Here is a 15,633-nt window from a genome sequence, read left to right as displayed (position 1 = left end):
CAGTGGGTATGTACAGACAAACAAAAAGGCTCTATAAAAGAGCCTTTTTGCTATATAAAATCGAGTTCGTCTAAGTCGACACTGTCTGCGAATATGTCTAGTTCTTCCAATTCCTTACGAAGGCGCTGTCGGTCTTTTAGCGCTTCAATTTCACGCCATTTTCTTTTTTTCCCCTTCGAAGAGGCTCTTTTTTTCGGTTCTGGACTTTCTACAACTTCAATCATATCGTCTAGGCTATCCATGAATATCTCCTATTGATGTACTAACCTCAAAACATGTGCTTAAGCATTACCCCATTTGCATGAAAAACACACTTGAGTAATGCTGGTATACCACAGACAGTAGAAAAATAAAACACAAATATGTCTTTAAAGTGAAAACAAAGTGACAGTTTGATGACAAGCAAAGAATCTGTATGTTTGAGAAAAAACATGTCGATCTTAATAGACATTGCACATCGAGTAGCTAAATAAGTTGGATTTTTGAACTATATAATCTTGAAATACAACAGTTTCTATTCAGGGGAATCAGAGTGTTCGGGTATGTTAGCTGCTGGCGAAGGTTTTATAGTTTGGGTGGGGAAGCGTTGTTTAAATCGTCGCTTAAAATAAATGTAAAGAAATATAAACCGAGGGAATATTTTGGTGAGGATGTTAAAAGCTGAGCAAACGTTACTCAGCTTTTTATCACCTAATCTTAAAGCGATTTAACCTCAGACTCTAAGATTTCTTGTGCGTGAGCGAACGCTCTGATGCCCTCTGCAAGCTTTTCTGTTGCCATTGCATCTTGGTTATGTAACCAGCGGAATTCGCTCTCTGTAAGCGGTGCTGGCTTTTCTGCAGACGCTTGTGCATTTTCTAGCAGGTAATCTTCAGTTGCCGGTAATTCGCCTAGCTCTTCTAGTAGCGCAGGGCTAATAGTTAGCTTATCACAACCCGTTAGTGCAACGATTTCGCCTGTATTACGGAAACTTGCGCCCATAACTACTGTTTTGTAGCCATGACGCTTGTAGAAATCATAAATAGTACGAACAGACTGAACACCAGGATCGTCTAGCGGATCAGTTGGCTTATCGACACCATTTGCTACATGCCAGTCAAGGATACGACCAACAAACGGCGAAATTAAAAACACGTTTGCATCTGCACATGCGCGCGCTTGCGCTTGGCTGAATAGTAGTGTTAGGTTACATTTTACGCCTTGCTTTTCAAGTGCTTCAGCTGCCTTGATACCTTCCCAAGTCGATGCGATTTTGATTAAGATCTTATCTTTGCTTACACCTTGCTCAGCATAAAGCGCAAGAAGCTGCTCTGCTTTTGCAATCGTCGCCTGAGTATCAAATGATAAACGTGCATCTACCTCTGTAGAGATATAGCCAGGTACGATGTTAGCAATCTCTTTACCAATTAAAACCGCGAAATAGTCACAAGCGAGCTCAACTTGTTTTTGCTCATCTTGCTCTTGCGATTTTGCGTAATCTAAAGCTTGTTTTAGAAACGGCTGATAGGCAGGCGTCTGCGCCGCTTTTAATAAAAGAGAAGGGTTTGTTGTTGCGTCTTCCGGTTGATGTTTACGGATCGCTTCGATGTCACCTGTATCGGCAACGATCGATGAATGCTGTTTTAGCCTATCTAATGCTGAAGTCATGCTGTCCTCATTCCTAATTTTTGCAGCTTAAATAAATTACACACCTTATGTTGCAATACCGTGATCAGCTTTTATAGGTCAAATGTCCTCATGATAGATTATCATATGGCTTGCCTTAGCCTGTTTGGTTATTGTTATGAATAGGTGAGTTATGTATGTCCACAGTAAAGGTGCGGCCTTACCTTGCGGTTATTTGTATGAACAACTAAGAGCGAAAGATTTTACGCTTGCGATCAACTGTGGATAGTGTTGAAATTGACATTAATCAATATTTAAGTCAATAGGCTATCAATGATCACGGTTATTTCACCCGCAAAAAATCTCGATTACGACTCTAGTGCGCCAACAACGCGCCACACCTTACCTGAGTTATTGACGCATTCTGAAGCATTAATTTCAGTCTGTCGTGACTTAAGTCCTCAAGAAATCGGTAGTTTGATGAAAATCAGCGATAAACTGGCTGGTTTAAATGCGGCGAGATTTGCCGATTGGTCGCAGCCGTTCACTTTGGAGAATGCAAAACAGGCGATTTTTGCTTTTAACGGTGATGTGTATACAGGTCTTGATGCGAACACATTATCAGAAGAAGTTATTGATTATACACAGCAGCATTTGCGGATCTTGTCTGGTCTTTATGGTGTATTAAAACCACTTGATTTGATGCAAGCTTATCGCTTGGAAATGGGCACAAAATTGGCTAATACACGCGGTAAAAATTTATATGAATTTTGGGGTACGGTGATTGCTGAAAAGCTTAATGAAGCGTTATCAGAGTCTGGCTCTACCCAACTTATTAACTTAGCATCTAATGAATACTTCAAGGCGGTAGATAAAAAAGCGCTTAGTGGCGAAATTATTACGCCGGTATTTAAAGACTGTAAAAATGGCCAATATAAGGTGATTAGCTTCTATGCGAAAAAAGCGCGTGGCATGATGGCACGATATATTATGGAGAATAAGGTTGATAATATCGAAGCACTTAAGGCTTTCGATGTTGCAGGTTATTACTTTAGTGAAGAGGCTACTGCAAAAGCTAATGAGCCTGTATTTTTGCGAGAAGAGCAATCATGAGAAGAATAACACTAATCGCACTTTTTATTTTATTACAAGGATGTAGTACTCGAGTGTCATTGACAAATTCACATGGTGAAATCGCATGTCAGCATAAGCAACAAGAATGTCTTAGCATATGTAAAGAAGATGGTTTGACACAGCCATGTAAACAGCAATGTCAGGTTGAATCAATATGTGAAGTGACACCACATCCAGAAGTGTACTGATTACTATTGCCCTTAAATAAAGGCTAGAGAATTTGAATAAAAATGTCTTTTTATTGGCATGCTGTCAAGGATTGATGACCACGGGTAATATCTTACTGGTCACCATTAGCGCTTTGGTCGGCCAAAAGTTAAGTGCCTCTGACACCTTGATCACTTTGCCAATCGCGACACAAATGTTTGGGTTATTGCTTGCAACTGTACCTGCTTCATTGGTAATGGCTAAAACAGGCCGAAAGTTAGGCTTTAGCATAGGCAATATTATTGGTACTTCAGGTGCGATATTGGGCTATTTGGCACTGATAAATAGTCAGTTTTATTTGTTCTGTATAGCCACATTTTTAATTGGTATAGGAATTGGTTTTGCAACTTTGTATCGTTTTGCGGCCATAGAAGTCAGTGACAAACCCGCGCGTGCGATTTCGATGATCATGGCAAGTGGCGTTATCGCTGCGGTGCTTGGGCCGAATTTGGCTGTATGGGTGAATAACTACTTGCCTGAAATTAATTTTGCAAATTCATTTTTGGCATTGACCTGTGTGTATTTGCTCGCTCTGACTTTATTACAATTGGTCACGTTCAATGAAGTTTCAGGCCAACAAAGTCAGCTTCAACAAAGACCCATTAAAGGGATAATTACTCAGCCGCAATTTATGATTGCCGCATTTATTGGCATGATCAGTTATTCAGTTATGAACTTATTGATGACGGCAACCCCATTGGCAATGCATCGCCACGGTTTTGATTTGGCGCAGTCGGCTTTAGTCATTGAATGGCATGTGCTTGGCATGTTTCTACCTTCTTTTTTTACCGGCAAGTTGATAGAAAAATCTAGCCCTGTGGTGATGATCATTGTCGGTTGCACTTTGATGTTGGTTTGTTCAGTCATTAATTTGCTGGGGGTGAGCCATTGGCATTTCTTAATTGCGTTATTTGCGTTGGGAGTGGGTTGGAACTTTATGTTTATCAGTGCGACTTCATTAGTCAGTGAGACATATCAGCCTCACGAGCGCGCAAAGACACAAGCTGCAAATGAATTTTTTGTATTTAGTATGGTGGTGCTTTCATCACTATTTGCAGGCTGGCTTGAAAGTGAAATTGGCTGGCAAGCACTGAATATATGGTCTATTCCAATAGTTGTGCTTGCGTTATTGGCCTCTGCTTGGTTTAAGCAATACTCACCCCCTTCGCCAGTTGTAAGTAAGCTTTAACGACTGCATCACGGAATAATAAATCAGAATCTTTGTGCTGTGCTCGATATGACTGGCAAAATGTTTTGGGGTCGACTTCAGTACGCTGCAATAAATGGTCAGTGAGATGGCCATATTGAGTGTACCAAGCGGTTTTAATGTTCTGTGGGGTATTTGGCAGCATAGAGAGAACACGTTCGCTCAATCTGAATTCTGACTTTCTGGCCAATGAGATCATGTCGTCATTGGCAGCACCTAGCCAACAGGCACCTTGCTGATTTACGCATACGAGCGGTAAAAACGGCGCAAGTGACGGAAAGAGATCGTTTTGATATAAGGTGACCTGCCAGTATTTTTGTGCAATCGTACAAAACTGCTCAAAGCTTGAAATGGCGCTAAAACCACTTTTGGCGAGTTTTACCACTTCAACGCGTGGTTTATTGGGGTTCACGGTATCGTTTGCAGCATCTATATACCAATCAGCCGCTAAGATGGCATTTTGGAAGTATTCATCTCTAAGTGTCCCCCAAACAGGTTTAAGAGCTTGTCCACCACTTAGCTTGGCTGAAAGTGGCTTTATTGCTTCAGGTATTTTCTCTTGTGCTAATTGTATATGCAGCTTATCAAGTATGGCGTTGCGTATCTCTTTACAACGCCCGAGAGGGTAGGGCTTTCCCGCAAAGCTTGGATATTGTTTTGCTAATATAGGATCGATTTCTAGTCTTAGGTGTGCCAAGTGACTTTCTAATTGTTGCCGTTGCTGCTCATTCATGATGATATTTTTATATTGGTCTATGTAAAGTGTGATATTTCAACACGCCAAGAATATGAAATGCGCTACTCTTTCGTATGTTAACAACACAAGGTTAAACTAAGATTAGCAGCAACTGAGGGATACAAAAAAGCCCCTACTGGGGCTTTTGATTATTTTTTCTTTTTGCTCTTAGTTTTAGCCGCTTTTTTCTTGGCTTTAATTTTTGCTGCGTCTTTTTTCTTTTTCGGCGCCTTAGCTTCTTTGTGCTTCGGCTCAAGCCCTTCAATGGCACGACGTTTAAGCTTTTGATCTGTATAACGCTCGACCTTACCTAAAATTTCAACATCATGTGCTTCAATCAGTGAAATAGCCGTGCCTTTTTTACCTGCACGACCCGTACGACCAATACGGTGAACATAAATATCTGCAGTGCGCGGCATATCAAAGTTGATTACGTGCGTTATGTCGGGAACATCAATCCCTCTTGCAGCAACATCTGTTGCAACTAAGATATTGGTTCTGCCACTATGAAAACTTGCCATAGCTGTCATACGTTTATCTTGCGGCATCTCGCCTCGTAGCCAAGTAGTCTTGATTTCATTGGCATACAGCTCACCAATTAACTGCTCTAGACGCTCTCGAGTTTTAACAAAAACAATGGCTTTTTCGACTTCTTCGCTTTTTAGTAAGTGCGTTAGCAACGCTAATTTATGTGTGTAGTCATCGGCAAGATGAGCCCACTGGTGGATTTTGCCTTTTTCTTTTCTTGATGGCTCTGCTTCTAGTAATGCAGGGTCATTGAGCATGCGTTCAGCGAATAACTCAACGCTATCACCTTCAAGTGTTGCTGAGAATAAGAAGCCCTGACGACGGTTTTTAGCCTCTTCACAGATACGTAGCATCTCTTTTTTGAAGCCCATGTCTAGCATGCGGTCGGCCTCATCGAGTACCAGTAGCTCGACGTTGTCAGCGTGGAAGTTTTCAGTTTCCAAGTATTCCATTAAGCGACCCGGAGTTGCTATTAGAATATCGTTGTTTTTTTCGAAGATTTCCTTGTGGCTGCCATAGTTGATACCACCTGTGACAACACCGATACGTAAATGTGTGTTTTCTGCAAGTGCCTGACACTGTTCGTGCACTTGATAGGCAAGCTCTCTGGTAGGGGTCATAATTAAGACACGTGCAAACCCAGGGTCTTTTCTTGGAAAATCTAGCAAGTATTGAATCGCAGGAATAAGAAAAGCGGCTGTTTTTCCTGTGCCAGTGGGCGCTGATGCAAGAATGTCACGCCCAAGTAGCGCTTCAGGAATAGCCAGCTGTTGAATGCTGGTGGCGGTTGTATAACCAATTTTTTTTATGGCAGAGAGTACCTTGCCATCAAGGTCAAATTCAGAAAATTGCATAATGCATCACAAATAAAGGACAATAGCGGAATTATACTTGTGCTTGGCGTTTTCTAAAAGGTGCAATATGGCAAGCTTTGCATTTAAACAATTTAAAATTGACCAAAACCATGCCGCAATGAAGGTTTCAACGGATGGGATCATGTTTGGCGCGTGGTTATCTCTCGATAATGCGAAAAATGTACTTGATATAGGTGCAGGGACGGGGTTGTTGAGTTTAATGGTAAAACAGCGGTTACCAGACCTAACATTATCTGCAATTGAAATAGACGAGCAGGCAAGTAAAGATGCAAGCCATAATATTGCGTGCTCTCCTTGGCCGGATATTCGATTACATCGCATTGCTGTGCAAGAATTTGAATCGCTGGATAAGTTTGATTTGATACTTAGCAACCCACCTTATTTTCAAGCAAGCTTGAAAGGAGAAAATGCACAGAGAAATTTAGCAAGGCATACAGATAGTCTTAGTTTTGCAGACTTAATTTCATCGTTTTTGCGCCTGTCCACTGAATGTGGCAGGCTGGCTATTATATTACCTGCAGATGGTGCGCATAGATTTATTGAACAAGCACAATCACAAGGATTATTTTTGACTCGCCAATGCAACGTTAAAACGACGCCTTCAAAACCTGTGTCACGGATTATGTTTGAATTATCTAAAGTAGAGCAGGCATTGGCGACAGAGTCTCTGTGTATATATGATGGCAATAATCAGTACAGTGCAGAATATACGCATTTGTGTCGTGCTTTTTATTTAAAAATGTAAAGGCTGTGTACGAGTGAATGCGAAATGAAAGGAGAGTGTGATGGAGCGGGCACAACAAATAAAGCTAGTTTTGGGCTTTTTAGACGAAATAGGTTTGCCATATAAGGTGGTGAGCTTTGCGCAAAAGACTTTCTTACCTGGGCTTAGACATAACCAAGGGGTGTTAGAATTAGACTTGGATAAACTGATTTACCCCGGTGATATATTGCATGAAGCAGGGCATTACGCCGTATGCGAACCAAAAGAGCGACACCTTTTAGATGGTGATATTTATAAAACCGGATTAAAGCATCAACGCCCAAAACAGCAAATGATGGGTGAGGAAATGGCGGCGACAGCATGGTCCGTCGCGGCTGCAAAGCATCTTGGTTTTTCTCTTAATGTTGTATTTCATGACGCGGGATACAGAGGCAATAGTGAGAGCTTAATTAATGCGTTTGAACAAGGTGGAGGAATCGGTCATCCGCTATTAGGTGCTTATCAGATGAGCTGCAAAGAGCACGGGTTTCCAAAAATGCAGACGTGGATCAGACAGGTTTCTTGGGCTTGAAGGTTGTATGAGCGGGTGTGCCCGCTCACATGCATTTATAGTGTCGCTGCGTATTCAGTCATAACTTGTTCAATCCAAGTCGCGATACGCTCATCACTTTTTTCATATTGGCTGTCTTCATCTAAAGCCAAACCGACAAAATGTTTTCCATCTTCTGTCAGTGCTTTTGATGCTTCAAATTCATAGTCATCTGAATTTGGCCAAAAACCAATGAAATTTACACCTTGCGGGGCAATTTTATCATGCAGCATACCCAGTGCATCTTGGAACCATTGGCCGTAACCTTGCTGATCGCCCATGCCAAATAAGGCAATGGTCTTTCCACTGAGTTCAACACCATCGATGTCGTCCCAATGTGATTCCCAGTCTTCTTGTAATTCACCAAAGTCCCACGTTGAAATACCAAAGATTATAAAGTCGAATTGCTCTGCATTTTTCAATGGTTCATCTTTGATGTTGTGTAAAGAAATGACATCTTTACCAATGATTTCTTGTATTTTTTCAGCGGCCATTTCTGTATAACAGGTTGTTGAACCGTAAAATAACCCGATTTGCATTGTATTCTTCACTCAAATGGCTGTTATTATATGGGGGCAGTCTACCTTAAGGTTTAATCAATTGATACAGGCAGCCCGTGAACGAACAAGAAACCATATTAGAAATAGAAGAGGATGATTTCGATCCGATAGAATCATTCTTAGACGCCTTATTTTTAGAGCAGGGGCTGAGCGACAATACCATTTCAGCGTATCGAACCGATTTGGAGAAGTTTTCAAGTTTTATACGGATGCAGCTTGATGGCCAAGATATATTGTCCATCAATGTGACAGATGTAGAAGCCTATCTAGCATACCGCGTTGATCTGGGTCTTAAACCACGAAGTACAGCCCGCTCTATTAGTGCCTTGAAGCGGTTTTATCTTTATTGGGTTAACCAGAAAAAAATCAGTCAAAGTCCACTGGTTAATATTGCACAGCCTAAAACAGTACAATCTTTACCAAAAACGCTATCAGAGCAAGAGGTCGAAGCTTTGTTGAATGCGCCGGACGTTGAAGATGCGATGGGACTCAGAGACAAAGCCATGTTGGAACTACTGTATGCAACAGGCCTTCGAGTCACGGAATTGGTTGGTTTGAGAATAGAGCAAATCAACTTGCGTCAAGCCGTTGTATTAGTTAAAGGCAAGGGGGGCAAAGAACGTATGGTGCCAATGGGTGAAGAGTCATTGCGCTGGGTGGAACAATTTTTAAATATTGGTAGGCCTCAAATGGTCAAACATGCCAACGATTTTGTCTTTCCATCTAAGCGCGGCATAGGTATGACACGGCAAACTTTTTGGCATAGAATCAAACACTATGCTATGTTGGCTGATGTTAAGTCTCCGTTATCTCCACATACGTTACGTCATGCATTTGCAACACACTTGCTGAATCATGGAGCAGACTTACGCGTTGTGCAAATGATGTTGGGTCATAGTGACTTGTCAACGACACAAATTTATACCCATGTTGCTAGTGAGCGTTTAAAATCCCTGCACGAGCAACATCATCCTAGGGCTTAATGGAATTTTTTTGTGGTTTTACGGTCCTATTGGTGAATGAAAAACGAATTTACGAGAACAAAGATGAAAAAGTTATTTTTAGCAGCCGCGCTTGCGGTCAGTGCTTCTGCTTATGCAGAAGAGGCAACGCAAAAAGAAGGTGTTTTTGCAATTAACCCAATTCAGCAATCACTTGCTGGCCTTGGTTTATCAGTGAATGAAATTACTGATAGCCCAATTCCGGGGTTGAAAACCGTGATCACCGACCGCGGTGTGTTTTATTCGAGCACTGATGGCCGTTATTTAATGCAGGGCGCATTAATCGATATTCCAAATAGAAAAAACCTGACAGAAGATGCGTTGAGTGGTGTACGTAAAGAAGGCTTAAAGCAATACGAAGACTCAATGATTGTCTACAAAGCAAAAGACGAGAAGCATCAGGTCACGATTTTTACCGATATCACTTGTGGTTATTGTCGTAAGCTTCACCGTGAGTTAGAAGATTATTTAGAAGCTGGGATCACGGTCAAATATCTGGCTTTTCCACGTGGTGGCATTCAAAGCCAAGGCTATGAAGACTTAATGAATGTTTGGTGTGCACAAGACTCTGCAAACGCGATGACAGAGGCGAAAGCGGGTAATCCTGTTGCTGATGTAAAAGATTGTACAGCACCAGTTGCTGAGCATTATCAGCTAGGTCAGAAGTTTGGTGTGACTGGTACACCTGCAATTATTCTTGATGATGGCACGATCATTCCAGGCTATCAGCCTGCAGCCGAACTAGCTGCTTCACTAGAAAGAAATGCAAAGTCTTAAGCTTTACGTATAATAGACCCATAATGATAAAAAAGGCCGTCAGGCCTTTTTTTGTGCCTGCAAATGTTATCTATCCACTTATTTGTAGCCGCAAACTGGAATAACTAAAGTCAGATAAAGAGTAATCAGAGTTCTATGCAAACTAAGATCCAGCCTCGACAGCATGTTGATGATAGCTACTTGCCGGATAATCTTCATCCAGTCATTAAACAGCTTTATGCCTCACGTGGAGTGCAATCTGCGACTGAGTTAAATAACAGTGCAGCGACACTGCTAGATTTTAAGCTATTTAAAGATATAACAGTGGCTTGTGAGATTTTGGCAACGACACTAAGTGCGCAGCAACGCATTCTGATTGTTGGTGATTTTGATGCTGATGGCGCAACCAGTACTGCGGTATTAATGCAAGGGTTGCCCGAGTTTGGATTTAATCATGTTGATTATTTGGTGCCAGATAGATTTAGTCTGGGTTATGGGCTTAGTCCAGCATTAGCCGAGCAAATAGTACAATTAGGTCCAGATCTTGTGATAACCGTTGATAATGGTATCTCTTGTATTGCGGGTATCGATATTGTAAAGGCCGCTGGCATCAAAGTTATCGTGACCGATCACCATTTACAGGGCGAGCAGTTGCCTAAAGCAGACGCAATCATTAATCCGAACCGCCATGATTGTCAATTTCCATCAAAGTCGATAGCTGGTGTTGGGGTTGCATTCTATCTATTAATTGCATTGCGACATCATCTGCGCTCGGTGTCTTATTTTGAAAATAGCCAACGTCCAGAACCCAATTTAGCCTCATTACTCGATATTGTGGCATTGGGCACAGTGGCCGATGTGGTTGCGTTAGATGCAAACAACCGTACTTTGGTTTTTCAAGGTCTGGCTCGTATAAAAAACGGCCAAACACGACCTGGAATAAAAGCCCTGATTGAAGTTTCTAATCGTAATATGAACCGTTTAACGGCCAGTGATTTTGGTTTTTCGTTAGCACCAAGGCTCAATGCGGCGGGTCGTTTGGATGACATGAGCTTGGGTATAGCTTGTCTGTTAGCGAAAGATGAATTTCAAGCGCGCCGGATTGCGAATGAGCTTGATAGCTTAAATCATGAAAGGCGCGAAATAGAGCAAGGTATGCAGCAAGAAGCAAACGCCGTTTTAGAGCGATTAAGCAATAAAAACCAAAGCGTACCAACGGCGGTGTGTTTGTATCAGGATGACTGGCATCAAGGTGTTATTGGTATCTTGGCTGGTCGACTGAAGGAAAAATATCACAGACCAGCGGTGATTTTTGCGCAAGGGGATGATGGTCAGATCAAAGGTTCGTGTAGATCGATTGAAGGCGTTCATATGCGTGATCTATTGGAACACATTAACACACAAAATCCAGGCCTCATTTTGAAGTTCGGTGGTCATGCTATGGCGGCGGGGCTCAGTATTAATGAGTCACAATTTGCTGAATTCAAAACTGCGTTTGAAGCACAAGTCGAAAAGCAATTGACTGAAGAGTTGAAACAAAGCGTGTTGCTGACCGATGGTGCGTTACCGAGCGAGTGTTTTAATATGGACTTTGCAAATATGCTCCAAGCGGCAGGGCCTTGGGGGCAGCAATTCCCTGAGCCAATTTTTAGTGAGCGCTTTGAGTTAGTACAGCAGCGTTTGGTTGCCGAAAAACACCTTAAATTAGTGTTAAAACACCCGACTGGTAAGCTGGTGGATGCTATCGCATTTAATGTCGATTTGAGAGCGTGGCCAAATATGTCTGCCCAGTTCGCTGAGGTGGCGTATCAACTCGATATCAACGAGTTTAGAGGTAAATTTTCATTGCAGTTGATTGTGCGTGAGATCCAAGCCATCACAAACTAGTTTTGGATATTTTCTTGCGATTAAACGAAATGACCTTAGTTATCCATGCGAAACCCCAAAATTATCGTATTTTGGGGCTGATATATGGCAGTAAATTTTGTTACTATTGGCCGTTTAGATAGCCTGTCTAAATAAACGCCGTAGCATAGCGAAGAAATTACGGTGTATGGGCTAGATGTTAAAGGCGTAAATTGGAGTAATGTAGATGTTTGAAGTGAATCCTGTGATTAACCAAATCAAGGAAATTCGCGAACGTACTGAGCTTCTTCGGGGGTATCTTTGACTATGCTCTAAAACAAGAGCGTTTAGAGGAAGTCAATGCCGAACTTGAAGATCCAGCAGTATGGAATGAGCCAGAAAAAGCCCAAGCGCTGGGCCGTGAAAAATCGAATCTAGAAGCGATAGTTGAAACCATTGATAACCTTGTTGGTGGCGCAGACGATGCTGAAGGCTTGGTAGAGCTTGCTGTAGAAGCGGAAGATGAAGATACTTTCGTTGAAGCACAGCAAGAAGTAGAAGGCTTAGTTGGTCAATTAGAAAAACTAGAATTCCGCCGTATGTTCTCAGGTGAGCAAGATGCCAACGATGCCTACATCGATTTACAATCAGGTTCGGGCGGTACTGAAGCGCAAGACTGGTGTAACATGCTTCTGCGTATGTATCTGCGCTGGGCTGAAGCAAAAGGCTTCAAAGTTGAAATCGTTGAAGCAACTGATGGTGATGTTGCCGGCATTAAAGGCGCAACGGTGCGTGTATCAGGTGAATATGCTTACGGTTGGTTACGCACAGAAACTGGTGTACACCGCTTAGTGCGTAAGAGCCCATTCGACTCAACAGGTCGTCGTCATACTTCATTTGCCTCTGCATTTATTTACCCAGAAATTGACGACAATATTGAAATTGATATTAACCCAGCGGATTTACGTATTGATGTATATCGTGCGTCGGGTGCGGGTGGTCAGCACGTAAACCGTACAGAGTCTGCTGTACGTATTACCCACTTACCAACGAATACTGTTGTGCAGTGTCAGAATGACCGTTCGCAGCACAAAAACAAAGCGCAAGCAATGAAGCAGTTAAAAGCTAAATTGTTTGAACTTGAAATGAAAAAACAAAACGCCGAGAAGCAGTCTCAAGAAGATGCTAAGTCTGATATCGGTTGGGGTAGTCAAATTCGTTCATACGTATTGGACGATTCTCGTATTAAAGATTTACGTACCGGCGTTGAAAACCGTAATACTCAAGCAGTATTAGACGGTGATTTAGATAAATTTATCGAAGCTAGCCTGAAATCAGGCCTTTAATCAACAAGCTAAACTAAGAGCTAAAAAATGACAGATCAAATCCAAGACGAAAATAAACTCATTGCTGAGCGTCGTGCTAAATTGGATGCAATTCGTGAGAATTGTGATGCCAATGGCCACCCGAACACCTTCCGCCGCGAAGACTATACGGCTGATCTACAGGCTAAGTTTGGTGATAAATCGAAAGAAGAGCTTGTTGAGTTAGACCATCAGGTGTCGGTAGCAGGTCGTATTCTTGCTAAACGCGGGCCTTTCCTTGTACTACAAGACATGAAAGGTCGTATCCAAGCGTATGCTTCAAAAGATGTGCAAAAAGCGCTGAAAGAAAAGTACGGCCAGCTAGATATTGGTGACATCATCGGTGTTTCAGGCCCACTTCATAAGTCAGGTAAAGGCGATCTTTACGTAGACATGGTTCAGTATGAGTTATTAACTAAGTCACTGCGTCCATTGCCTGAAAAGTTTCACGGTTTAACGGATCAGGAAGCGAAATACCGTCAGCGCTACGTTGACTTGATTACAAATATGGATACACGCGAGACTTTCCGTATTCGTTCAAAAGTAATTGAAGGTATTCGCCGTTTCTTAGCTGAGCGTGACTTCATGGAAGTTGAAACGCCAATGCTTCAGGTTATTCCTGGTGGTGCAACGGCACGTCCTTTCGTGACTCACCACAATGCGCTAGATATCGACATGTACCTGCGTATCGCACCAGAGCTTTATCTTAAGCGTTTAGTCGTTGGTGGCTTTGACCGTGTATTCGAGATTAACCGTAACTTCCGTAATGAAGGTCTTTCAACGCGTCATAATCCAGAATTCACAATGATTGAATTCTACCAAGCATATGCTGACTACAAAGATCTAATGAACTTAACTGAAGACATGCTTCGTACTGTTGCACAAGATGTACTTGGTACAACAACGGTAATTAACACGGTTAAGAACGCTGAAGGCGAAGTTATTGAGACCATTGAATATGATTTCGGTAAGCAGTTCGAGCGCCTATCTATGGCAGATGCAATCATCAAGTATGGTCCTGATGCTGAAGAAATCGCGCATATCTTCAAAGATCCTGAAAACCACTTTGATGAACTAGTCGCTTATGCAAAGAAAGTACATGTTAAGATCCCTGAGAAATGTGTATGGGGTGCTGGCAAATTCTTATGTGAGATCTTCGAAGAGACCGCTGAGCACAAGTTAATTCAACCAACATTCATCACTGAGTACCCGTGGGAAGTGTCGCCACTTGCACGTCGTAATGATGAAAATCCATTCATCACTGACCGTTTTGAGTTTTTTGTTGGTGGTCGCGAGCTTGCGAATGGCTTCTCTGAGCTCAACGATGCGCAAGACCAAGCTGAGCGTTTTACGCGTCAGGTTGAAGAAAAAGATGCTGGTGATGATGAAGCGATGCACTATGATGCAGATTATATTCAAGCGCTGGAGTATGGCTTACCGCCAACAGCGGGTGAAGGAATCGGTATTGACCGTTTAGTTATGCTATTTACTGATTCACCAACGATTAAAGATGTTATTTTATTCCCGCATATGCGCCCGCAAGCGGACTAATAACCGATTAATTGAAAAAACGGCTTTCATTTGAAAGCCGTTTTTTTTGATTCACGCCCTCAGATCTTCATTGATAATTTCTGCATTACTTAATCGAGCACGATCATTAGCGCGACATATTCTTTTTATAGCTCCATATAAGTTAAAAGAATTCAGTAATATCAGGGGTATTTTGTTATAAAGTATTTGTGCGGTGCTTTTCTTTTATCTGTGTAAGATATTTCTCAAAAATAATTTTTATTTTCTCAATAATTATTGCCTTTGCATTTGAAAACAGTGTTTTATTATTGTTGTTTCTTAAATTGGTGCGTGTTTTATCAAGCTAGTTAGTTGGCAATTTCTTAATGCATTTCTATACTGACGTGGCATTTAGGATGAATCACACATAATAAGTTATAAGAAAACATAGATTATGCCGAAATTAGACGAAGAACAATTAAAGCATGAGGCTGCAAGAAGGGAATATTGTAGGCAATGTATTATCGAATTTCAGAAATTGGGGTATTTAGACTCCTACCTTGAAGAAGTATTCGATCGCAAACAGCGTTTAATGAGCAAGTTTTCGAACCCCACAACCCCCAGAAATGATTAGGATTAGAGCAATTTGTTAGAAAAAAAGGCAGTGTGTTCAATCTGTCACCAGATAGTCATTTTTTACAAGAAAAGTGTTTGACTTATTTTTTCTGTTCTATATTATACGCCCCACAAAGACGGAGAGGTGGCCGAGTGGCTGAAGGCGCTCCCCTGCTAAGGGAGTATAGGGTTTGTAGCCCTATCGAGGGTTCGAATCCCTCCCCCTCCGCCATTATTTAATGGTTTTCTTTGTGATTGGACGCGTAGCTCAGCTGGATAGAGTACCTGGCTACGAACCAGGCGGTCGGAGGTTCGAATCCTCCCGCGTCCGCCACTTTCTCTAAGTGGAAAAATAAAAGAGGCACTTATCGAGTGTTA

General features: G+C 41.9%; 15 protein-coding genes and 2 tRNA genes. 12 read left to right on the top strand and 5 right to left on the bottom strand.

Going from position 1 to position 15,633, the window contains the following annotated elements; genetic code table 11:
• Positions 1-50 precede the first annotated feature (50 nt).
• Complete coding sequence (locus tag QNM16_RS08215; protein ID WP_039611677.1) at positions 51-242, bottom strand: DUF3545 family protein; 192 nt, start codon at positions 240-242, stop codon at positions 51-53.
• Positions 243-696: 454 nt separating this feature from the next.
• The gene (gene tal / locus QNM16_RS08210) at positions 697-1,647 is read right to left on the bottom strand and encodes a transaldolase (RefSeq protein ID WP_284020047.1); all 951 of its coding nucleotides are present in this window, start codon (positions 1,645-1,647) and stop codon (positions 697-699) included.
• A 291-nt stretch (positions 1,648-1,938) separates the two neighbouring features.
• On the opposite strand from tal, the gene yaaA reads away from it, so the two are divergent.
• From yaaA to QNM16_RS08195, 3 genes are read left to right on the top strand one after another with little or no spacing between them, the layout of a single operon-like run.
• Complete coding sequence (yaaA, locus tag QNM16_RS08205) at positions 1,939-2,718, top strand: peroxide stress protein YaaA (RefSeq protein ID WP_284020046.1); 780 nt, start codon at positions 1,939-1,941, stop codon at positions 2,716-2,718.
• Complete coding sequence (locus tag QNM16_RS08200) at positions 2,715-2,927, top strand: hypothetical protein (RefSeq protein WP_284020045.1); 213 nt, start codon at positions 2,715-2,717, stop codon at positions 2,925-2,927. Before yaaA ends, QNM16_RS08200 begins: the two co-directional genes overlap by 4 nt.
• 32 nt (positions 2,928-2,959) lie before the next feature.
• Positions 2,960-4,135, top strand: coding sequence for an MFS transporter (locus tag QNM16_RS08195; RefSeq protein WP_284020044.1), 1,176 nt, complete (start codon positions 2,960-2,962; stop codon positions 4,133-4,135).
• Here QNM16_RS08195 and QNM16_RS08190 read toward each other — a convergent pair.
• Positions 4,092-4,886, bottom strand: a complete 795-nt coding sequence (locus QNM16_RS08190; protein WP_284020043.1) for a hypothetical protein — start codon at positions 4,884-4,886, stop codon at positions 4,092-4,094. The genes QNM16_RS08195 and QNM16_RS08190 overlap by 44 nt on opposite strands.
• Before the next feature lie 152 nt (positions 4,887-5,038).
• Positions 5,039-6,271, bottom strand: coding sequence for an ATP-dependent RNA helicase SrmB (srmB, locus tag QNM16_RS08185; protein ID WP_284020042.1), 1,233 nt, complete (start codon positions 6,269-6,271; stop codon positions 5,039-5,041).
• Between the two features lie 67 nt (positions 6,272-6,338).
• On the opposite strand from srmB, the gene QNM16_RS08180 reads away from it, so the two are divergent.
• Both QNM16_RS08180 and QNM16_RS08175 read left to right on the top strand, forming a co-directional pair.
• On the top strand, positions 6,339-7,037 hold the full coding sequence (locus tag QNM16_RS08180; protein ID WP_284020041.1) for a tRNA1(Val) (adenine(37)-N6)-methyltransferase: 699 nt from the start codon (positions 6,339-6,341) through the stop codon (positions 7,035-7,037).
• Positions 7,038-7,077: 40 nt separating this feature from the next.
• Positions 7,078-7,587, top strand: coding sequence for a hypothetical protein (locus QNM16_RS08175; RefSeq protein ID WP_284020040.1), 510 nt, complete (start codon positions 7,078-7,080; stop codon positions 7,585-7,587).
• 35 nt (positions 7,588-7,622) lie between these two features.
• Here the strand turns inward: QNM16_RS08175 and fldB are convergent, their stop codons facing one another.
• Positions 7,623-8,144, bottom strand: a complete 522-nt coding sequence (gene fldB / locus QNM16_RS08170; protein WP_284020039.1) for a flavodoxin FldB — start codon at positions 8,142-8,144, stop codon at positions 7,623-7,625.
• 77 nt (positions 8,145-8,221) lie between these two features.
• On the opposite strand from fldB, the gene xerD reads away from it, so the two are divergent.
• The 7 genes from xerD (at position 8,222) to QNM16_RS08135 (ending at position 15,589) form a co-directional block, all read left to right on the top strand.
• The gene (xerD, locus tag QNM16_RS08165) at positions 8,222-9,148 is read left to right on the top strand and encodes a site-specific tyrosine recombinase XerD (protein ID WP_284020038.1); all 927 of its coding nucleotides are present in this window, start codon (positions 8,222-8,224) and stop codon (positions 9,146-9,148) included.
• 63 nt (positions 9,149-9,211) lie between these two features.
• The gene (gene dsbC, locus QNM16_RS08160; protein ID WP_284020037.1) at positions 9,212-9,943 is read left to right on the top strand and encodes a bifunctional protein-disulfide isomerase/oxidoreductase DsbC; all 732 of its coding nucleotides are present in this window, start codon (positions 9,212-9,214) and stop codon (positions 9,941-9,943) included.
• Positions 9,944-10,078: 135 nt separating this feature from the next.
• Positions 10,079-11,809 carry a single-stranded-DNA-specific exonuclease RecJ gene (gene recJ, locus QNM16_RS08155; protein WP_284020036.1) on the top strand — a complete coding sequence of 577 codons (1,731 nt, stop codon included), beginning with the start codon at positions 10,079-10,081 and terminating at the stop codon, positions 11,807-11,809.
• Positions 11,810-12,014: 205 nt separating this feature from the next.
• A protein-coding gene (prfB, locus tag QNM16_RS08150; RefSeq protein WP_152614627.1) for a peptide chain release factor 2 occupies positions 12,015-13,113 on the top strand; the annotation gives its coding sequence in 2 pieces (ribosomal slippage) (positions 12,015-12,089 and positions 12,091-13,113; 1,098 coding nt in all).
• Positions 13,114-13,140: 27 nt separating this feature from the next.
• Entirely contained in the window at positions 13,141-14,682 is a 1,542-nt protein-coding gene (lysS, locus tag QNM16_RS08145; RefSeq protein WP_284020035.1) for a lysine--tRNA ligase, read from the top strand.
• A gap of 712 nt (positions 14,683-15,394) precedes the next feature.
• Positions 15,395-15,487: transfer RNA gene (locus QNM16_RS08140), tRNA-Ser, on the top strand.
• Positions 15,488-15,512: 25 nt separating this feature from the next.
• Positions 15,513-15,589, top strand: a tRNA-Arg gene (locus QNM16_RS08135).
• The last annotated feature ends 44 nt before the right edge of the window (positions 15,590-15,633 follow it).

It is taken from the genome of Pseudoalteromonas umbrosa, from assembly GCF_030125375.1.
GTDB classification, from domain to species: domain Bacteria; phylum Pseudomonadota; class Gammaproteobacteria; order Enterobacterales; family Alteromonadaceae; genus Pseudoalteromonas; species Pseudoalteromonas umbrosa.
This window is presented reverse-complemented; position numbering and strand designations above follow the sequence as displayed.

What these genes read in the sequence shown, in the direction of transcription:
- srmB (WP_284020042.1), bottom strand. Translation starts at nt 6,271, where the DNA reads ATGCAATTTTCTGAATTTGACCTTGATGGCAAGGTACTCTCTGCCATA.
- QNM16_RS08200 (WP_284020045.1), top strand. Translation starts at nt 2,715, where the DNA reads ATGAGAAGAATAACACTAATCGCACTTTTTATTTTATTACAAGGATGT.
- QNM16_RS08215 (WP_039611677.1), bottom strand. Translation starts at nt 242, where the DNA reads ATGGATAGCCTAGACGATATGATTGAAGTTGTAGAAAGTCCAGAACCG.
- yaaA (WP_284020046.1), top strand. Translation starts at nt 1,939, where the DNA reads ATGATCACGGTTATTTCACCCGCAAAAAATCTCGATTACGACTCTAGT.
- fldB (WP_284020039.1), bottom strand. Translation starts at nt 8,144, where the DNA reads ATGCAAATCGGGTTATTTTACGGTTCAACAACCTGTTATACAGAAATG.
- QNM16_RS08180 (WP_284020041.1), top strand. Translation starts at nt 6,339, where the DNA reads ATGGCAAGCTTTGCATTTAAACAATTTAAAATTGACCAAAACCATGCC.
- dsbC (WP_284020037.1), top strand. Translation starts at nt 9,212, where the DNA reads ATGAAAAAGTTATTTTTAGCAGCCGCGCTTGCGGTCAGTGCTTCTGCT.
- QNM16_RS08175 (WP_284020040.1), top strand. Translation starts at nt 7,078, where the DNA reads ATGGAGCGGGCACAACAAATAAAGCTAGTTTTGGGCTTTTTAGACGAA.
- QNM16_RS08190 (WP_284020043.1), bottom strand. Translation starts at nt 4,886, where the DNA reads ATGAATGAGCAGCAACGGCAACAATTAGAAAGTCACTTGGCACACCTA.
- lysS (WP_284020035.1), top strand. Translation starts at nt 13,141, where the DNA reads ATGACAGATCAAATCCAAGACGAAAATAAACTCATTGCTGAGCGTCGT.
- recJ (WP_284020036.1), top strand. Translation starts at nt 10,079, where the DNA reads ATGCAAACTAAGATCCAGCCTCGACAGCATGTTGATGATAGCTACTTG.
- tal (WP_284020047.1), bottom strand. Translation starts at nt 1,647, where the DNA reads ATGACTTCAGCATTAGATAGGCTAAAACAGCATTCATCGATCGTTGCC.